The following is a 19,569-nucleotide window of genomic DNA, read 5'->3' as shown; positions in this document are numbered from 1 at the left end:
ATTATAAATAAAAGATTAAAAAATATTGACTATATAAAAACGTTAATATAAAAATCCTTTGTATTCATGTAATGACCATTTCCGGGCCAATTTCTTGGAACGGTACCAGTGAGCACAATTGTGTATTTTGCTGCCATGCATAACATTAGCCTCAGTTAATACTTGATGTCCTTTAAGCTTCGACACGTTGTAAAAAAGACCTCCATCTTCTTCGTGACCGCCGATGGCATTAGTTGAGTTCCATGGTTTTACGTTCAACCATTTATGGCCACCTTCTTTTTTATAACCAGTTAGAAACTCCCAATGTAAAGCTTTATTATTATCGCTGCCAAGTGCATCTGTGGCAGTATGTGGGATATATTTATGTAAAAATTTAGAATCAGTTCCCATCTTCATTTTTTTAGGATTTTCGCCATAATAATATGTTCTGGTAACTTTAGTTTTAGTAAAAGTTTCTTTGGTGACGAACGGATAATTTATATCTTCTTTATTGAAAAAATACCAGTTGCCCCGCATTGCCTTAGGATAAACGGTTGGTACTTTTTTAGCTTCTACAGTAGTTGCGGAATTGTTTATCTGACTTCCAACTGTCCCCAAGCTTATTAAAGCAATGACTGAAATTAGTGATTTCTTTAGTTTCATTTTTCTCTCCTTTTAAACTGCTTTAGCAATTAATATATTATTAATGGTATCACTTGACAGCAAATAAATAAAAGCAAATTACCAGTTAGATGACTGCCCTTTATCTGTTTAATAAATTTCATAAGCAATAAGTTTCAAAAATCTTAGTGAATTTAAGGCGAAAATTTAATCATTTCAGCCACTATTTTGAGCAGTTGAATACGATTTCTATTGCGTAAACTGAAAAAATTGTCATACTTATATGATATAAGAGGTTAATTCCAGCTTAGTTTACGGATTGGAGAAAAACGTGTTCAGTCTATTCATATTATTATCAGAACGCCTGGGTATTATTATGATTCTGGCGTTTCTCCTTGTTAACATGCGCTTTTTTAGGGATTTAATTGAAAAAAGAACCTTAAAATCGCAAATCTGGTTATTTATCATTTTTTCACTCTTCGTTGTCATTGCCAATCTCACTGGTGTAGAAATTTCGAGTTCAAAAGAAATAGTTACCCCACTTATTCTGACAGAATTACCCCAGTCTGACTCAATAGCAAATACCAGGATGTTGGTTATCACTACTGCAAGTTTGACTGCTGGACCCTATGTAGGACTTCTAGTTGGGTTAGTGGGTGGTTTACACCGTGTGATTTTTGGTGGCTTTTCGGATTATTTTTATATTGTCAGTTCAGTTTTAATTGGGTATTTAATTGGCGTTTTAGGTGATAAGGTTAAGAAAAATAACTTGTATCCTTCTACTTTTTGGGTAGCAGTTTTATCTTTTTTAGCAGAACTAATTCAGATGGCCTTTATTTTTGCATTTCATGGTTTCGGCTTGATTAAATTAATTTTTGTACCCATGATATTGTTAAACACAATTGGTTCTTGCTTGTTTATAGAAATTTTGAAAACCTATTTATCAAATGAGCGTCAATTGCGGGCTGTGCAAACTAAAGACGTTTTGGAATTGGCTAATAAAACATTGCCTTATTTTCGCCATGGCCTGGACTTTGATTCTGCAGAGCATGTCTGTAAAATTATCAAAAAATACACTAATTTTGATGCGGTTGGCTTAACTGATCGTGTTAATGTACTGGCTCATGTTGGCGCTGGACAAGATCACCACATTGCTGGTGAGCCGGTAATAACTGATCTTTCTAAAACAGTTATTGCTTCGGGACGTGAAAAACTGGCTCATTCAAAAGAAGAAATTGGTTGTCCTCATCCGAATTGCCCATTAACATCCGCTATCGTTTGTCCACTGCAAGTAAACAAAAAAACGATTGGAGCACTAAAGCTGTACTTTTGTGCTGAACAAGAAATGACAGTAGTTGAAGAAAATTTGGTTCGCGGTCTTGCTATGATTTTTTCAGGACAATTGGCTATTGGCATTGCAGAACAGCAGACCAGTTTGGTGAATGAAGCTGAAATTCGGGCATTACAAGTTCAAATTAATCCGCATTTTTTATTTAATGCAATTAATACAATTGGAGCCTTAATGAGGGTTGATGTTAGTGAAGCTCACAGAGCTTTAATGCAGCTTAGCACATTTTTCAGATTAAGCTTGAAAAATGGTCAGGCAAAAGAAATCACACTTGATCAGGAAAAAAGGTATGTCAGTGCTTATACTGGAATCGAGGAGCTGCGTTTTCCGCATAAATTTAAGATTGACTATCAAATCAGTGTGCCGGATAGTACGCTGCTGCCATCGTTTTGTTTACAAATCTTTGTGGAAAATGCTATCAAGCATGCCTTCAAAGGCAGAAAAACTGGTAACAAAATTATCATTAATTTAAGTCAAAAAAAAGATTACTTGCAGATTTTAGTAAGTGATAATGGTGTTGGTATTAAACCGGAAATTTTAAAAAGGCTGGGTCAAGAGCCAATAAGTGAATCTGGCGGCAGTGGTACGGCACTCTATAATTTAAATAAGCGTCTGATAGGTTTATATGGCACAAATAGTCAATTGCATATCAAAACTGGTAAAAATGGAACTACTTTTAAAACCGAGATACCATTGAGACAAGCTGAAAAAGGTGATTTTGAAGGTCAAGGGGGAGCTAAAAATGAAAATTTTGGTAGTTGATGATGAACCATTAGCCCGCACTGAATTATCTTATTTGATCAAAAAAAGTTCAGTCTTAAATAAGCTAACCGTTAAACTCTATGAAGCAGAAGATATCAAGGAAGCACAGGGAACTTTGCTTAAATATAAAATTGACTTGCTGTTTTTGGACATTTCGCTTAATGAAGAAAACGGCTTTGAACTGGCCGATGAATTGAAACAACTGAGCTATTCACCGATGATTGTATTTGCTACTGCGTATGATAATTATGCCGTGAAGGCTTTTGACGTTGGTGCACTTGACTATGTTCTGAAACCATTCGAACAAGAGAGGGTTGATCAGGCACTGCAAAAGGCTGTGAAAGTCTTAAACAGTCAAAATAACAATGCTGTGCAGGCGCAAAAAGCGGGAAGTGACGTTCTTAGTATTGAACTTGAAGATCGCAACGTAGTTATTAAGAAACTGGAAGTAATAGCTGCAACGGTTAATAATGGTGTACTAACAATTGAAACGAACAAGCAAAAATATGAAACACGCAAGACCTTAGCTTGGCTCAAGGAACGACTAACAGATTCATGCTTTCTACAAGTCCATAGAAATGCAATTGTAAATATTGAAGATATCAAGGAGGTCCAGCCCTGGTTTAATCATACATTGATGTTGATTATGAATAATGATTCCAGAGTTCAGGTAGGTCGATCCTACCGCAAAGAATTAAATCAAAAATTAGGTTTGTAAATAGTTCTCTAATTTATATTGACTTGTGAATTTGCTTTAGTGCAGTTCACAGGTCATTTTTTGCAATTCACGAGTTAATCGCTTACAAAAATCATATTTTCTATTATCTTATTACTTGAAAGCAAGAAAGCTGAAAATGAGAAAGGAAATCGATCTTATGAAAAAAGAAAAAACAAAATCAGCTCCAATTTTAGTACAAATGTTTATTTATGCTGCAATTTTGTTTGTGGCACAAGTAATTTCTGATTTGATGCCAAAGTCTTTTCCCGTACCGACTCCAGTGATAGGGTTAGTTTTGCTTTATTTTTTATTGACTTTTCATGTAATCAAAGTTGAATGGGTAGATTCTTTTGGCAGTGCACTAATCTCACTAATTAGTTTCATGTTTGTTCCCTCTGGAATCTCTTTAGCCGCAAATTTAAAGATTATGAAAGAGCAGGGAATACAACTAATTATAGTGGTAATTGCTTCTACAATCATTTTGTTAGTTGTAACTGCTTATACCACTAAATTCTTTAGTTGGGTTATAGGAAAAGTAACTAATAATCAACTAACTGTTATGAATCACAAAAAAGTAGGGGATGTTAAATAATGCAATATATTACGAATCCATTATTTGGAGTTTTCTTGTCATTAATTGTATTTTTAACTGGACAATGGCTGTTCAAAAAATCAAAAGGTTTTTTCCTTTTTCAACCACTCTTTGTAGCAATGGTTTTGGGAATAGCAATTCTGATTATCCTTGCTAAGTGCTTTGATGTTTCAACAGCTACTGTTTATGCTAAAGCTTATAAACCAGGTGGAGATATTATTTTCTGGTTCATCACGCCAGCTACAATTGCTTTCGCGGTACCATTGTATAAGCGTAATGATGTTGTAAAGAAAAACTGGCTGGTTATTCTTTTAGGGTTGGTTTTCGGTACGTTAATTTCAATGGCTTTAATAACGCTTGTCGCTAAAGCAGTTGGTTTAAATACTGTCGGAATAAAGTCAATGCTAAGTCAGTCTGCTACTACTGCAGTAGCTATGCCAATAACAAAAGCTATCGGGGGCAATGCCTCGGTTACAGCAATGGCATGCATACTTAATGCTGTAGTAATTTACGCCTTAGGCAAACAATTAGTTAAGTGGTTCAACTTAAATAGTGATCCATTGGGAACAGGCTTGGGTTTAGGTTCTGCAGGCCATACTATCGGCTCAGCTTTTGCATTGGAAATGGGCTCTGTGCAAGGAGCAACTGCTGCAGTGGCAGTTGTTGCGACAGCTTTAGTGGATAATCTGTTAGTTCCAGTTTTTGCCCATTTAATTGGGTTGTAGTTTATAATTTTATAGTTGTTTTGTTTACTTACTCAGAAAGCACGCGAATTTATGGCGTGCTTTTTGATTACCTTAAATTTATTTTTTTAAAGCAATGAAATTGTAACAAAACTATAATAGGGCGTGGCTTTTAAAGCAATCCCTAATTAGTGTATAATGGTTATTAATTGTAAGTAACTTTTATTTTGTACTGCAATTAAAAAAGTTGCCTTATTACCTAAAAACTACACTTAAATACGAAAAGGAATGACAACAATATTGAAATTTGTTAAATTTAGAAAGTTATTTGCTGCAGTTACCTTATTAGGCATAGTTCTTTTAACATTAGGTGCATGTTCACAAAAGTCACACAAAAGCAGTAAGATATCAATTATGACGACGACGAATGTCTATTCTGACATTGCTCAAAATATAGTTGGCAAATATGGCAAAGCAGAAGCAATTATTAAAAAATCTGCAATTGACCCTCACGATTTTCAACCTACTACTAACGATGCCAAGGCTCTATCTAACGCAGACATAGTAATAGAAAATGGCCTAGGTTACGACAGTTGGATGGATAAATTGGCTTCTTCAGTTGACAAAAAGCCGGTTCGTGTTGGGGAAGACTTGATGAGTAAAAAAAAGGGGGATAATCCACATATTTGGTTTGATTTGACTATGCCCACCAAGTATGTTAATTACTTAGTTAAGAGCTTGTGCAAAAAAGATCCTAAGCATGCTCGTTATTACAGAAAAAATGGGAAAAGATATTTAGCTGAAATTGCCCGTATTAAAAGGGCTTCTGCTAAATTAAGTCATCACGTTGAAAAGCCCGTTTATGTCAGTGAGCCGGTTTTTGACTATGCGTTAAGTTCTGTCAACATTAAAGTCGCAAATAAAGATTTTGAGAAAGCAATTCAAAATAATACAGATCCGAGTCCGGCTGCTGTTCAGAAAATGACTGATGGTATTAAGAAGCAGAAAATTGCGTTTTTTGTGGTCAATGAACAAACTTCAAGTTCTACAGTAGACACTTTTCTAAAATTGGCTAAAAAGCAAAATATTCGTATCTTAAAAGTAAGAGAGACCATCCCGGATAATACTAATTATCTTGACTGGATGAATGACAGTTATCAGGATTTGGCTGAAGTAGTCCGAAAATGATTATTATGAGGCATTAAAAATGAAGAAATTGATTGCCGTTTTAGCTTTAGGAGCGAGCATTGCAACTGTTGCTGCTCCAGAGACGACGATAGTACAAGCAAGTACAATTAATGATACTGCTAAGCAAAATAGTTTCAGCGGTGTAACTTATGCAGAACAAGTATTAGCGCAAGAAGGGATTAAATATAACGATTTTTCTGCTGCTAATCCGATTAATTATCGCAATGGCAAGCCTGAAGGCGTTGTTATTCACGAAACTGCAACACCCAATGCTACTGCACGTAATGAATGTATTTATTTTAATCGTGAATGGATGAATATTTATTCTTATGTTCATGCTTTTGTGGATAAAACAGGTGTCATTCAAATGACAAGCCCAGATTACGGTGTATGGGGTGCTGGTCCTGTTGCTAACAACCGTTTTGTTCAGGTAGAACTGTGTGAAGAAAACAATCTGGCTGATTTTGCCAAAGGCGTGAATAATGACGCAATTTATGTTGCGCAAATTTTGCACAGATATAATTTGGAACCTGACAACGCTGTTCATGATGGCAAAGGGACAATTTGGTCTCACCATGCTGTGTCTACCTTTTTAGGAGGTACTGATCATACTGATCCGGATGGTTACTTTGCTAAATGGGGTTATTCAATGGATGATTTCTTTGATCTGGTTAAATATTATTATGATCAAGGAACGCCAGCTGATAATGCACCTGTTGATAATGATACAGTAACTCCACCAGCACCTGCAACACCTGCTAAAAAGCCGGCTGTTCTACCTAAGCCAGTTGCTACCAAAGTCTTAATTCATAATGCATTGGTTTATGATGAAAATGGTGTGGCGACTGATTTACCAACTAAAAAGGCTGGTACCAAGTTAACAATTTATGGCAATCAAACCATTAAAAAAAGAAAGTATTTGCAAATAGGTGTTAATCAATATGTTGTTGCCAGCAACGTTGAAGGCAAATTACGTCCATTAAGCCACAATGCTTACCTATACGATGGCAAAGGGAAACGGGTTGGTACAAACAAGTTATACCGCGGCAATTATGTGCGGACATATGGCGGTCGCGTTAAGATTAAGGGTCGTAAATATTACCCAATTGATGTTAATCAATTTGTCAAAGTGGGCAATTTTAAATAGATAATATAGGAAAATACAAATTGTCTGATATTTTAGAAGTTAATAATCTCTCAATGAGATTTGATAAAAATAATGTTTTTGAGAACTTAAAGTTCAAGTTAAAAAGGGGCTCATTGACTGCACTGTTAGGTCCCAATGGTACTGGAAAGACTACCTTAATAAATATTTTAATGAAGATGTTGACTCCTAGTTCTGGATCTTTTACATTTGCAGACGATGTTCGTCTGGGTTATGTACCGCAGTTTCGCAATATTGATGCTGAATATCCATTATCAATTGAGGCTTTTGTGGGTTTGAATGCACCGATTATTAAAAACGGCCAAACTAAGGAAGCAATAAAAAAGCAGTTAGAGGAAACCAATCTCTATCAAATTAAAAATACTCGTATGGGGGAAGCTTCAGGTGGACAAAAACAAAGAGCCTATCTAGCACAAGCCCTGCTTGATAATCCTAATATGATTATTTTAGATGAAGCTACGGCAAGTCTTGATCCTATGGCTAAAGATGAGCTGATGAAGCTGATCAGACATTTAAATGAAAAGCATAAAATAACAGTTTTGTTTGTAACTCATGATATATCATTAGCTCACAAGTATATGCAAAACTATTTATATTTAAATCATGGTCAAATTGAACATGGTGAAATGTCCCAATTTAAGGAGGCATATGAATAATGTTTGCATATGGTTTTATGCGTAATGCATTTTTAGCGAGTACTTTTATTGCGATAACTTGTGGCACTGTCGGTGTTTATGTAGTCGCACGTAATTTTAGTTTTTTGGCACACACGCTTTCCGAAATTGGTTTTGCAGGTGCTGCATTTGCAGTTTGGCTGGGAGTTGGACCTTTGTGGGGGATGCTTTTATTCACTCTCTTGGGTTCAATCAGTGTTGGGGAATTGTCACTTCATAGTGAGCAAAAAGAATCCTCAATTAGTGCTATTTCAGCCCTGTTTACGGGTTTAGGCGTACTTTTTCTTGCCATTTCTGGAGCTAACAGCAATTATGCTACGAATATTTTATTTGGCAGTATTATTGGTGTTGATCATCAGGGCGTCATCCAGCTAACAGCTTTGTCTGTATTTGTGCTGTTAATGATTTTTAGCATCCAGCGCTCATTAAATTTTGATTCATTTGATCATATTGGTGCTCTTGCTCATGGAGTAAAAACTGGTGCAGTCAGTGTTATTTTTTTAATTGCTCTGGCGATGTCGGTATCGATTGGTGCTCAAATAGTAGGTTCACTTTTAGTTTTTATTTTGCTAACATTACCACCAGCCACTGCAAACTATTTAGGGAAAACAATTCCGGCAATGATAGCCTGGTCTGTCTTTTTTGCATTAATTGGCGTCTGGCTTGGCTTATACTTGGGCTATATTACGAATCTGCCAGTAACTTTTTTTATTGCTGTCATTGAAGTTACGATCTATCTTGTTACCTACTTCACTCATATTATTAAGCATAATTTATAGTAATTATTAATATAAAAATAACATTAATTATTATTTTTGCTTTACTTTGTGAAAAAATATACAGTGGGAATCCCGTTATTTAAACATTTATTTTTAAATTTCACTAACTTTTGTAAGCATTTACATGTATAATAGAAGTTGGAAATATTAAATAAAGAAGGAGTCTTAAAAATGACATCATATTATAATGGTTTTCCCCAAAGTGATCGTGACGAAACACTAAAGATGATTAACCTCGATGAGCTTGAGGAGCGTGCAAAGAAAGTTATGCCAGAAGGTGCATACTACTATATTGCTTCAGGTTCAGAAAATGAGTGGACCTGGCGTAATAACACCACTGCCTTTAATCATTTTCAAATTGTCCCACGTGCTTTGACCAATATGGATAGTCCTCAACTGGATACTGAATTTATGGGTATGAAATTAAAGACACCTGTAATGATTTCACCTATTGCCTGCCATGGTATCGCCCACAAAGATGCAGAAATTGCTACTCAAAAGGGTGCAGCAGCAGCTGGAGCCTTGTTTGCATCAAGTACTTATGCTAATAAGAGTGTAGAAGAGATTGCGGCAGCAGCTCCAAACGCACCACGTTTCTTCCAACTTTACCTCAGTAAAGATTGGGGCTTCAACAAGATGGTCTTTGATGCAGTTAAAAAAGCTGGCTACAAGGGCATTTTCCTTACTGTAGATGCCCTGGTATCAGGCTTTCGTGAAGCTAACCTCAGAACTAAGTTTGCCTACCCTGTTCCACTAGACTTCTTTACTCGCTACCAAGGAGCAAAGGGTGAAGGCCAAACTGTAGCTCAGATGTATGCTTCTTCAGCCCAAAAGATTGGGCCAGAAGATGTTAGACGCATTAAGGAGATGTCAGGCTTACCTGTATTTGTTAAAGGCGTTGTTTGTGCAGAAGATGCCTACTTAGCCATGGGTGCTGGCGCTGATGGTATTTATGTCACTAACCATGGTGGTCGTGAAGTTGATTGCGGTCCTGCTACTATTGATATGTTGCCGGAGATTGCTAAAGCTGTTAACCATCGTGTACCAATAGTCTTTGACTCAGGTGTTCGTCGTGGTTCACATGTCTTTAAGGCTTTGGCACTTGGTGCCGATATGGTTGGTGTTGGTCGTCCATACTTATACGGCCTTGCACTTGGTGGCGCTAAGGGCGTTCAATCAGTTATTGAGCAATTGAACCAAGAATTATTAATTGATATGCAATTGACTGGCTGCAAGACAATTGAAGATGTTAAACACGCCAAGATTACTCATATTAATTACACTGCCGACAACTTGAAGTCAAATACTGATCCTACAAGAGTTAAGCCATATCCTGTAACAGCTGAGAATCAATTAAAAGAAGATGACTCAGACGCTGTAACTGGTGCTTCTCAAGCATAGTTAATTTAAAAGCTTAAGTATTCAAATCGCTCTGCATATATTAGCTGCTCTAACTAATGTGCAGAGCTTTTTTTATTGCTTAAAAAATGATTGTTTTTAATTAATAGTTGTAATTTAATTTTTATATCTTTATAATTGTAATAATAAAATTATTAATGGAGGAAAATTATGAAGAAAGCGTGGAAATTGCTTGAGACTTTGTTGATAGCATTTATAATGTTAACCCTGTTACCCCAGAATGCAGCAGCCGCTGATAAAGGACAAACTGAACAAAGAACCGACAATTATCTACGAAGAGTCAAACAAAAAGGTGAACTAGTCATGGGGACTAGTCCAGATTATCCTCCTTACGAATTTGTCAAAAATATTAAGGGCAAATCAAAAATAGTTGGTATGGATGTTGAAATAGGGCAAAAAATTGCCCATGATATGGGTGTTAAGCTTGTTGTGCGGTCAATGGACTTTGACTCTCTTTTAGTGGGTCTTGAGACAGGTAAAATTGACATGGTCATTGCCGGAATGAACGCGACGCCTAAGAGGGCAAAAAGCGTTGCCTTTAGTCAGCCATATTATAAAAGTGAGCAAAAATTACTGATAAGAAAAGAAGATAAAGGCAAATATCATAATTATAAGTCTTTTGCCGGCAAAGCAATTGGTGCTCAAACTGGCAGTATGCAGGCCACAATGATCAAAAATCAAGCCAAAAATGTCAAACTGAAAACCATGGATAAAGATAACGACTTGGTTTTAGGATTAAAAACGCATAAGGTTGATGCAGTTTCAGTTGACAAGGCGACAGCCGAAGCTTTTGCTCAAAATACGGACGGGATTATGGTTATTCCGGCAGGCCTTAAGACAGAGTCATCCGCTACTTCTGTTGCTTTTCATAAAGGAGCCAATAGTTTAGTTAAAGCTGCAAATAAATCAATAGCGGAGATTAAGCAAAAAGATTTAATAGATAAAGAATATTTACCCAAAGCTGGAAAATATTTAACCGCCGGTAAGACAAAAAAGGAAGTCAAAGCGTCTAATTCGATGTGGGCGTATAAAGACTTCTTTATAGCGGGAGTTGGTTACACCTTACTTATTTCTGCTATATCAGTTTTCTTTGGCTTTTTGTTAGGTGCAATACTGGCATTTATGCGCTTAGGACACAATCAAATTGCACGTTCAATTGCGACAGCTTATGTAGAATTTATTCGTGGCACGCCGTTAATGGTACAACTGCTGTTTATTTACTTTGGCTTGGGAGTAGTAGTAAATATTCCAGCTTTACTTTCGGGTATAATTGCCGTTTCTCTTAACTCTGCAGCTTATGTAGCAGAAGTAATACGATCAGGCATTAATTCAATTGCTGTGGGACAGACTGAAGCATCTCGCTCCTTAGGGCTGTCACGCACAGCGACTATGCGTTATGTTATTATGCCACAGGCAATGAAAAATATTTGGCCGGCATTAGGTAATGAATTTGTTTCCCTCATTAAGGAAAGTTCCATTGTTTCGGTAATTGGCGTTAAGGATTTGATTTATCAATCACGTGTAGTCCAGGCCGATACTTATCGCGGAGTAATGCCATTAGTAATTACAATGATCTTATACTTTATCATTACTTTTGGTTTATCTAGCCTAATGAAGGTATTTGAAAGGAAAATGAATCATGACTAACGCAAACCCTGTAATTAAAGTTGAACATTTACAGAAAAATTTTGGCAATAATAAAGTTTTAAAGGATATTAATGCTCAGGTAAATGAAGGTCAGGTTATTTGTCTAATTGGTCCTTCAGGTGCTGGCAAAAGTACTTTTTTGCGTTGTCTGAACCTATTAGATCAGCCATCTTCTGGCAAAGTGATTTTTGAGGATAAGGAGTTAACTGCCTTAAGCGAAGATCAGCTTGATCAACTGCGTGAAAGAATGGGAATGGTTTTTCAGCAGTTTAATTTGTTTCCCCATATGAATATTATTGAAAATATTAAATTAGCGCCTATGAAAGTAAAGGGCATGAGTGACAGTGAAGCTAAAGCTAAGGGAATGGAATTGTTGGATCAGGTCGGTTTGGCTGATAAAGCAGAAGCCTTTCCAACCAATCTTTCAGGTGGACAACAACAAAGGGTTGCCATTGCTCGTGCCTTGGCAATGGATCCCGAAGTAATGCTCTTTGACGAACCAACTTCAGCGCTTGATCCGGAAATGGTGGGTGAAGTGTTGAAAGTAATGCAGGATTTAGCACAAAAAGGGATGACTATGGTAGTTGTAACTCATGAAATGGGTTTCGCCAAAAATGTTGCAGATGAAGTATGGTTTATGGCTGACGGTTATATTCAAGAAAAAGCTGCACCACAGCAATTTTTTGCTCAGCCACAAACTCCGCGCGCACAGGACTTTTTGGCAAAAGTTCTTGAGGCTTAGGTGGGAGATAGTAAGTGGAAGAAACACAAGCGATTAAAATATTAACAGACTTGTTAGCGATAGATTCGGCAAATGATCATGAAAGCCAGATAGCTGATTATGTAACCGCATTGTTTAGCGGATATCCAGTAGAAATTCACAGACTTTCTTATTCTTCCGGCAGAGATAATTTGGTAGTAACCATTGGAGATCATGGTCCATTGTTAGGTTTCTCAGGGCATGAAGATGTTGTTGCAGCTGGGAATTTGACCAATTGGCATACAGACCCATTTAAGCCCGTTTTGAAAGACGGAAAAATATTTGGGCGTGGTGCGAGTGATATGAAATCCGGTCTGGCGGCAATGATTGTTGCAATGCTTGATTTACTTGATAGTGAGAAAGAACTGCCCGGTCGTATTAGACTTTTAGCTTCTGTAGGCGAAGAAACCGGTGAATATGGGGCGGCTCAGTTGACTAAAGAAGGCTATGCTTCTGACCTGGATGGACTTGTTATTGGTGAACCCTCAAACTTTGACGTACGTGTGACACATAAGGGTATTATTGACTATTACGTTTATTCTAAAGGTATTTGTGTTCATTCTTCGACCCCAGAAAAAGGTCAGAATGCTATAATGCCACTGATTGAGTTTGCACAAGCAGCGCAACAATTAATGGACAGTCATCAAAAAAAGGATCCGGTTTTAGGCTCTTTTACTCATGTGGTTAGCCAAATTCAGGGTGGCAGTCAAATTAATTCTGTTCCTGACAGTGCTTGGCTTTCCGGCAATATCAGAACAACGCCTATATATCCCAATGAGCAAATTTATACTGAACTTGAACAAATAGTTGCTGATTTAAATAAAAATGGCGCTCAGCTAAAAATAAGATATAGTTTTCCTGAGGTGCCTTTACCTGACCAATCTCAGACAAAATTAGCTAAAATGGCTCAAAAAGTTGTCGAGCAAGAAATTGGCAGGCCAAGTGAATTTGTTGCAGGGACTGCTGCTACAGATGCATCAGAATATATTCAAGCTGGAGGTTTCCCTATTATTATTCTGGGACCGGGAGCTGGAACTACTGATCATGAACCAAATGAGTATATAGAAGTAAATGCTTATTTAGATGGCTGTCGTTTATACCAAGAATTAGCAAGGCAGTTTTGGAACTCATTAGACTGATTTTTGACTATCATTAATATTTTTATAACAGAAAAAAGCCACTTCTTAAAAATAGGAGTGGCTTTTGATGTGAGAAATTATTATTTACATACCAGTTATATTATTTGTAACTAAAAGATGCAAGTATTAATTATAATTATTTTGGATAATTTTCTTAAATTCGCTTAAACGATTGGCAAAAGTTTTAAAAGCTTCTTCTAAATAATCTGGCTTCGTCATATCAACTCCAGCTTTTTTCATGATTTCAGCAGGATAATCACTAGAGCCAGCTTTTAGAAAGTTCAAATAGGCATTTCGTTGCTCGGTCGATCCATGAACGACATTGTTTGCTAAGGCAGTGGCTGCGGCAAAACCTGTAGCGTATTGATAAACATAGAAGTTGTAATAAAAATGAGGTACTCTGGCCCATTCTTTAGCAATTTCTCCACCAGATTCTACTGCATCACCGTAATAGCGCTGATTAATTTTACCGTAGATATCATCTAAGCGATCGGCAGTTAAAGGTTCACCATTTGCATCCATTTCGTGAATTTTTTGTTCAAATTCAGCAAACTGCGTTTGTCTAAACAAGGTTCCTTTGAAAGAGTCCAGGTAGTAATTAAGGACAAAAGCGCGTGTTTTAGGATCGGTAATATGAGCCAAAAAGTATTCTGTTAAAATATTTTCATTAGTTGTAGAAGCTATTTCAGCAACAAAGATAGGATAATCACCATAAACATATGGCTGATTTTGCCTGGTATACATGCTGTGGACTGAGTGTCCTGTTTCATGAACCAATGTGTATAATGAATCAACATTGTCCTCCCAATTGAGCAATTCATATGCATCTGTATCATAGCAGCCGCCAGAATATGCTCCGGTAGCTTTATTCTGTGATTCAACCACGTCAATTACGCGATTATTAAAAATATAGTCGACCTGCTTTAAATAGTCCTCTCCTAATGGTGCCAATGCCTTTTTGGCTTCTGCTTTAGCTTGCTCAAAAGTATAGCTCAATGCTGGTTTACCAGTTAATGGAACATACATGTCCCACATTTGCAGATCCTTTAAGCCTAAAATCTGTTTGCGTAACGCTACATATTCATGCAATAGGTCTAAGTGTTCATCGACTTCATCAATCAAAGTATCGTAAACGACTAATGGTACGCCATTTGCATTCATTGCACTCTCACGAGCTGATGGATAATGATGAACACGGGCACTATAGTTATGCTCCTTGACAGCACCGGAAAGAGTTGCTGCCAGGGAATTTTCAAATTGGCCATAAGTAGCGTACATGGAAGCAAAAGCATTTTTACGTACTTCACGATTTTGGGATTGAATAAGCAATGAGTATAAGCCATCGGAAAGTTGAACCATTTCACCGTTATCATCCTGAGTATAACCGTATTCCATATCTGAATTGGTTAAAACGTTATAAGTGTTTTCTGAAGCAGATAAAGCATCACCAGCATCTGCAATTAGCTTTTCTTCTTGTGCAGATAGCGTATATGGTCTCAGCCTCGTAATTTGATCAAGCAAATGCTTGTAGTTGCTGAGTTTAGGCTCTTCTCGTTCTAAAGCACTCAACTTTTCCGCTGAAAGACTTAAAATTGCTGGATTCATAAAAGAAGTAGCGGCTTCAAACTGGCTTGCAAGTCCTTGCACTTGAGCTACATAACTCAAATAATGGGCATTTCCAGTATCAACATCACTGGCAAGAGTAGCATAAGAATAGACTTTTTCCAGTCTCCGACTAACTGTTAAAATTTGAGTAATACCATTATATAAAGATGCACCAGAAGTGGTAAAATTTTCTTTTAAAGTGCTTAAAACTGGTATTTCTTTTTTGACAAGTGTATATTCATCTTCCCAGTCATTATCAGTTTTAAATATCCTGGTTAAATCCCATTTGAGATTTTCTGGGACTTCATTACGTTTAGGAATTGACATAAAAATTCTCCTTTTTAGCTATTTAATTAAATTATACTAAAGATTAAAAAATAAGATATTATTAATTATAATTGATATTATTTTAATTCATGTTTGAAAGTGTTAAAAATAATAGATGGAAAACTACGAAAGGGTTTGAATAGAGGAATGAATCCAAATTCAAAACGCAGAGAAGATTACCACAAAAAGCATTCTTCCCTAAATCTTCATCGGAATATTGCTTTGGCAGAACCTGCTAAAGCCTTTAAAGGCAGCGTTTTTGCTCGGATTTGTGGTATTGTAGCTGTTTTGTGTGTCAGCTTCGGCTTAGCTTGGGTAGCACACATGTATTTTGCTTTGCACAGTGCAATTGATGGCGAGGGTGGAAATTATGCGACATCTGCTCGTATTGCCAACAGACAGCCGATTTCTGTTTTAATTCTCGGAGTTGATCAGGGACTTGAAGGACGACATGATAAAGGTAATTCTGACACTTTGATTTTGGCAACAGCAAATCCTGCTAAAAATAAGTCGACAATGACTTCAATTCCTCGAGACACTCTCGCTAATATTTTAGGTGATCCTGGAAATAAGTACAATATGTTTCGGGTTAATTCGGCATACGGCATTGGTGGCAGTTCTGCTTCAATGAGAACTGTTTCAGCTTTAATTGGTGTTCCCATTCATTACTATGTGGAAGTAAATATGAAAGCTCTAAAAAGCCTGGTTGACGCTGTTGGTGGAGTTGACGTTAAAGTGCCGTTCAAGTTTTCATATGATTGGTGTGATTTTCATAAAGGAAAACAGCACTTAAACGGACGCCATGCTGTAGCATATGTTAGAATGCGCCATGATGATCCTCGAGGTGATTATGGCAGGCAAATGCGTCAAAGACAGGTTATCACTGCTGTAGTTCATAAAGCTATTTCAGTTGACTCAATTACCAATTATCGCAAGTTGGTTAAGATCTTTTCAAAATATGTCAAAACTAATCTTACGTTTAATGATATGTTAGCCTTAGCTCTGACTTACCGCGGCTGTTCCCAGAATATTGCCAGTGGTTATATTCAGGGGCATGATGCTTGGATTGATGGAGCATCTATTCAGGTAGCATCAACTAAAGAGCTTCAAAAGGCTTCTGACAAGATACGTACCAATCTTGACTTGGATAAAAAAGTATTGGATAATGATGAAACGAAACTCAATAAGTTAAATGAGCAGAACAATAATATTAAGTGGAAAGATCCCAGACCATTTACTAATTATCAGATTTACCGTTCAGTAGTAACTGATGAGTCAAATGGCAATTCCTCAGGAATTGGAACAAGTGGAGATAATTCTGCAGGTCAATAACTGTGCTTGGTAAAGGAGGATAATAAATATGCGTAAGCAATCTGCATTTATAGCTGTTTATAGTACAATATCAGCCTTTATTGCTTTTATTGCCATAGTATTCATTTGTTTACGCACATTTCATTGGAATTTACCTGCTTCTGTATTAGCAGCAAGCATATTTGCCTTATTTTTCTTTGCTTTTTCATGGTTTCGCGGTCATGCTTCTGCTGAAATTAAACGAATTGCACGTGAACATCATTTATCTAATAAAGATTTAGCTAAAATTACTGGCATGAAAGCAAGCGATTTTCCAATATATAATGATAAATTGCAGTTGATTTTACCTAAGCGTTATTGGCCTAAAGTATTGGATTCCTTGCAGAAATATGAACAAGAAAATGACGAAAAGGTGGGCAAATAGCCCACTTTTTTATTGTGTATATTAGCAAAACCAAGCCAAAAGATAGTTTTACTTTATTTTGTACAACTTATAATGATATTTAGGGAGATGCATAATGAGCATACTAACAGTTAAAAATTTGGGACAAGGTTTTGAAGATAAAACTTTATATCAAGATGCAAGTTTTGTACTTAACAAAGAAGATCATATGGGCGTGACTGGTCAAAATGGGGTTGGCAAATCGACCTTGATTAAAATTTTAACTGGTGAAATATTACCTGATGATGGACAAATTAAATGGCAAAACAAAATTGCAATTGGTTACCTTGATCAGTATGCCAAGTTGAAACCAGGGGTGACAATTCGCCAGTTTTTACGTACGGCTTTTGCATCACTTTATAATAAGGAAAAAGAGTTAAACTCTTTATATGAAAAGTATGCAGCTGAGGGTGATAGCTCTATATTAGAAAAAGCTGGTAAGATGCAAACCTACCTGGAAGAAAATAATTTTTATAATATTGATACCGAAATTGAACGAGTTGCATCTGGATTAGGTCTGGCAGAACTGGGGTATGATCATGATGTGAGTCAATTGTCAGGAGGTCAAAGGTCAAAAATTATTTTGGCTAAGTTGCTTTTGCAGACTCCAGATGTGTTGCTGCTAGATGAGCCGACCAACTATCTTGATGTTTCTCATATCGATTGGCTGGTTGACTATTTGAACAATTTTGCCGGTGCTTTTATCGTAGTTAGCCATGATTATGACTTTTTAGACAGAATTGCCAATTGTATCATTGATATAGATATCGGCACAATTACACGTTATACAGGTACTTTAAAACAGGCAATGCGTCAAAAAGAAGCTAATCGGGAAACGTATATGAAGGCTTATGCTAACCAGCAGCGTAAAATTGCCAAAACAGAAGCTTATATTCGCAAAAATAAGGCCGGTACCCGTTCAAAAAGTGCAAAATCACGTGCTCGGCAACTTGCAAAAATGGATGTACTGAATCCACCTAAAAATAACCATAAACCTCACTTTGCATTTCCTTATGTGGCTACAGCAGCCAATCTTTTATTGCAAACACAGGATTTAGTAATTGGCTATGATCAGGCGTTAGTCAAAGAAGCGTTCAATTTTTCTGTTGGAGGTAATGAAAAAGTTGCTATTACCGGTTTTAATGGTATTGGGAAATCAACGCTTTTAAAAACCATACTGGGACAACTTGATCCGATTTTTGGTACCTATAAATTGTCTGAAACTGCTAAAATTGCTTACTTTAAACAGGAATTAACTTGGCCAAATAATAACATGACGCCTTTGCAATATTTGCAGGAAAACTTTGAACGCACAAAACCCAAAGAATTAAGAGGGGCTTTGGCAAAATTGGGCGTCACTGCTCAACAGGCAATGAGCCCTTTGAAAAAGCTATCAGGCGGTGAGCAGGAAAAAGTCAAACTGGCAAAAATGTTATTTGAACCGGCAAATTTATTATTTTTGGATGAGCCAACCAATCATTTGGACCGGGATTCTAAAGACGCATTAAGACAGGCTATCGTTAAATTTCCGGGAGGAGTAATTATCGTTAGCCATGAACGTGATTTTTTCCAAGGCAATTGGGTTGATAAAACTATTGATATTGAGACTATGAATAAACTTTGAGGTAAAAAATGAATGCTAGACCAGGTGAATTGTTTTACCAAGATTTGCTTGAGACCTGCTTAACTGTCGGTGAATTAATGATTGAAGGCGGAAGCGAAATGTATCGGGTTGAAGATACGATGGTGCGCATTGCCAAAAGTGCTGGTGAACCGGATCCACGTGTTTTTGTAGTACCAACGGGTGTTTTTATGAGCTTGGATCATGGTAACTATTGCCAGAGCACACTTGTACATGAGCGCAATATCAACCTTGAACTAGTTGACCGTATCAATTCTTTGTCCCGTGCTTTTGCAGATAAAAAAATAACTTTGCAAGAAGTTAAAAAAGAAGTTACCAAGATGGCAAAGGGTGATTATCCCAATTTTCCCATATGGCTGCAGACGATTGGAGCCGCAATTTTAAGTGCAACGCTCATGGTATTGTTCATGAATAATTATGATTGGATTGATTTTCCTGCTGCGGCTATTGTGGGAGCTATTGGATTTCTTTCATTTTATTATTTTAAACGTTTTACTAACGTTAAATTCTTGGCTGAACTTGTTGCAGCCTTGATTATGACGCTTATTGCAGCCGGTTTAGTTCAACTTTTTCCGCAAATGATTATTGACCATATTCTAACTGGTGCGCTGATGCCTTTAGTTCCGGGTCTTGCTTTGACAAATGCACTGCGAGACTTATTTAAAGGTGACATTCTTTCAGGAATGGTGAAAATTTGTGAGGCTCTGCTTACAGCATTTGCATTGGGCGGCGGAGTTGGTATTGTCTTAAAATTTTTAGGAGCTTAGA

General features: G+C 36.9%; 18 protein-coding genes. 16 read left to right on the top strand and 2 right to left on the bottom strand.

The genetic code is table 11. The features are described 5' to 3' along the window. Positions 1–42: 42 nt before the first annotated feature. A complete protein-coding gene (locus tag F5ESL0261_RS08620) occupies positions 43–642 on the bottom strand; it encodes a hypothetical protein (RefSeq protein WP_122052907.1) in 600 nt (199 codons plus the stop codon). Positions 643–976: 334 nt separating this feature from the next. On the opposite strand from F5ESL0261_RS08620, the gene F5ESL0261_RS10295 reads away from it, so the two are divergent. The 12 genes from F5ESL0261_RS10295 (at position 977) to F5ESL0261_RS08560 (ending at position 13,474) form a co-directional block, all read left to right on the top strand. After that, complete coding sequence (locus F5ESL0261_RS10295; RefSeq protein WP_199699950.1) at positions 977–2,710, top strand: LytS/YhcK type 5TM receptor domain-containing protein; 1,734 nt, start codon at positions 977–979, stop codon at positions 2,708–2,710. Continuing rightward, positions 2,691–3,428, top strand: a complete 738-nt coding sequence (locus F5ESL0261_RS08610; protein WP_122052905.1) for a LytTR family transcriptional regulator DNA-binding domain-containing protein — start codon at positions 2,691–2,693, stop codon at positions 3,426–3,428. The genes F5ESL0261_RS10295 and F5ESL0261_RS08610 overlap by 20 nt, the downstream gene beginning before the upstream one ends. A 157-nt stretch (positions 3,429–3,585) precedes the next feature. Next, positions 3,586–4,020 carry a CidA/LrgA family protein gene (locus F5ESL0261_RS08605; RefSeq protein WP_233560919.1) on the top strand — a complete coding sequence of 145 codons (435 nt, stop codon included), beginning with the start codon at positions 3,586–3,588 and terminating at the stop codon, positions 4,018–4,020. Next, a complete protein-coding gene (locus tag F5ESL0261_RS08600; RefSeq protein ID WP_034978143.1) occupies positions 4,020–4,745 on the top strand; it encodes an LrgB family protein in 726 nt (241 codons plus the stop codon). The genes F5ESL0261_RS08605 and F5ESL0261_RS08600 overlap by 1 nt, the downstream gene beginning before the upstream one ends. A gap of 246 nt (positions 4,746–4,991) precedes the next feature. Next, a complete protein-coding gene (locus tag F5ESL0261_RS08595; protein ID WP_122052904.1) occupies positions 4,992–5,891 on the top strand; it encodes a metal ABC transporter solute-binding protein, Zn/Mn family in 900 nt (299 codons plus the stop codon). Positions 5,892–5,910: 19 nt separating this feature from the next. Continuing rightward, the gene (locus F5ESL0261_RS08590) at positions 5,911–7,038 is read left to right on the top strand and encodes an SLAP domain-containing protein (protein WP_122052903.1); all 1,128 of its coding nucleotides are present in this window, start codon (positions 5,911–5,913) and stop codon (positions 7,036–7,038) included. A gap of 53 nt (positions 7,039–7,091) precedes the next feature. After that, complete coding sequence (locus tag F5ESL0261_RS08585) at positions 7,092–7,712, top strand: ATP-binding cassette domain-containing protein (RefSeq protein WP_122052933.1); 621 nt, start codon at positions 7,092–7,094, stop codon at positions 7,710–7,712. Further along, the gene (locus F5ESL0261_RS08580; protein WP_122052902.1) at positions 7,712–8,509 is read left to right on the top strand and encodes a metal ABC transporter permease; all 798 of its coding nucleotides are present in this window, start codon (positions 7,712–7,714) and stop codon (positions 8,507–8,509) included. Before F5ESL0261_RS08585 ends, F5ESL0261_RS08580 begins: the two co-directional genes overlap by 1 nt. Before the next feature lie 171 nt (positions 8,510–8,680). Beyond that, positions 8,681–9,910: a lactate oxidase gene (locus F5ESL0261_RS08575; protein WP_109586747.1), complete on the top strand. Its 1,230-nt coding sequence runs from the start codon at positions 8,681–8,683 to the stop codon at positions 9,908–9,910. Between the two features lie 168 nt (positions 9,911–10,078). Beyond that, positions 10,079–11,575, top strand: a complete 1,497-nt coding sequence (locus tag F5ESL0261_RS08570) for an ABC transporter substrate-binding protein/permease (RefSeq protein ID WP_122052901.1) — start codon at positions 10,079–10,081, stop codon at positions 11,573–11,575. Then, complete coding sequence (locus F5ESL0261_RS08565; protein ID WP_034978122.1) at positions 11,568–12,317, top strand: amino acid ABC transporter ATP-binding protein; 750 nt, start codon at positions 11,568–11,570, stop codon at positions 12,315–12,317. Before F5ESL0261_RS08570 ends, F5ESL0261_RS08565 begins: the two co-directional genes overlap by 8 nt. 14 nt (positions 12,318–12,331) lie before the next feature. Next, positions 12,332–13,474, top strand: coding sequence for an ArgE/DapE family deacylase (locus tag F5ESL0261_RS08560; RefSeq protein WP_122052900.1), 1,143 nt, complete (start codon positions 12,332–12,334; stop codon positions 13,472–13,474). 126 nt (positions 13,475–13,600) lie between these two features. Here F5ESL0261_RS08560 and pepF read toward each other — a convergent pair whose 3' ends face one another. Then, positions 13,601–15,406, bottom strand: a complete 1,806-nt coding sequence (gene pepF, locus F5ESL0261_RS08555) for an oligoendopeptidase F (protein ID WP_122052899.1) — start codon at positions 15,404–15,406, stop codon at positions 13,601–13,603. Positions 15,407–15,553: 147 nt separating this feature from the next. On the opposite strand from pepF, the gene F5ESL0261_RS08550 reads away from it, so the two are divergent. The 4 genes from F5ESL0261_RS08550 (at position 15,554) to F5ESL0261_RS08535 (ending at position 19,568) form a co-directional block, all read left to right on the top strand. Further along, positions 15,554–16,738 (top strand): LCP family protein, encoded by a 1,185-nt coding sequence (locus F5ESL0261_RS08550; RefSeq protein WP_122052898.1) that lies wholly within the window; start codon positions 15,554–15,556, stop codon positions 16,736–16,738. Between the two features lie 28 nt (positions 16,739–16,766). Then, on the top strand, positions 16,767–17,141 hold the full coding sequence (locus tag F5ESL0261_RS08545; protein ID WP_045928615.1) for a hypothetical protein: 375 nt from the start codon (positions 16,767–16,769) through the stop codon (positions 17,139–17,141). A 94-nt stretch (positions 17,142–17,235) separates the two neighbouring features. Continuing rightward, complete coding sequence (locus F5ESL0261_RS08540; protein WP_109586741.1) at positions 17,236–18,783, top strand: ABC-F family ATP-binding cassette domain-containing protein; 1,548 nt, start codon at positions 17,236–17,238, stop codon at positions 18,781–18,783. Positions 18,784–18,791: 8 nt separating this feature from the next. Beyond that, entirely contained in the window at positions 18,792–19,568 is a 777-nt protein-coding gene (locus F5ESL0261_RS08535; protein ID WP_122052897.1) for a threonine/serine exporter family protein, read from the top strand. Position 19,569 lies beyond the last annotated feature (1 nt).

The sequence above is a fragment of the Lactobacillus sp. ESL0261 genome, assembly GCF_003693025.1.
GTDB classification, from domain to species: domain Bacteria; phylum Bacillota; class Bacilli; order Lactobacillales; family Lactobacillaceae; genus Lactobacillus; species Lactobacillus kullabergensis.
The sequence above is the reverse complement of the archived record's forward strand: the minus strand, read 5'-3'. Positions and strand labels throughout refer to the sequence as shown.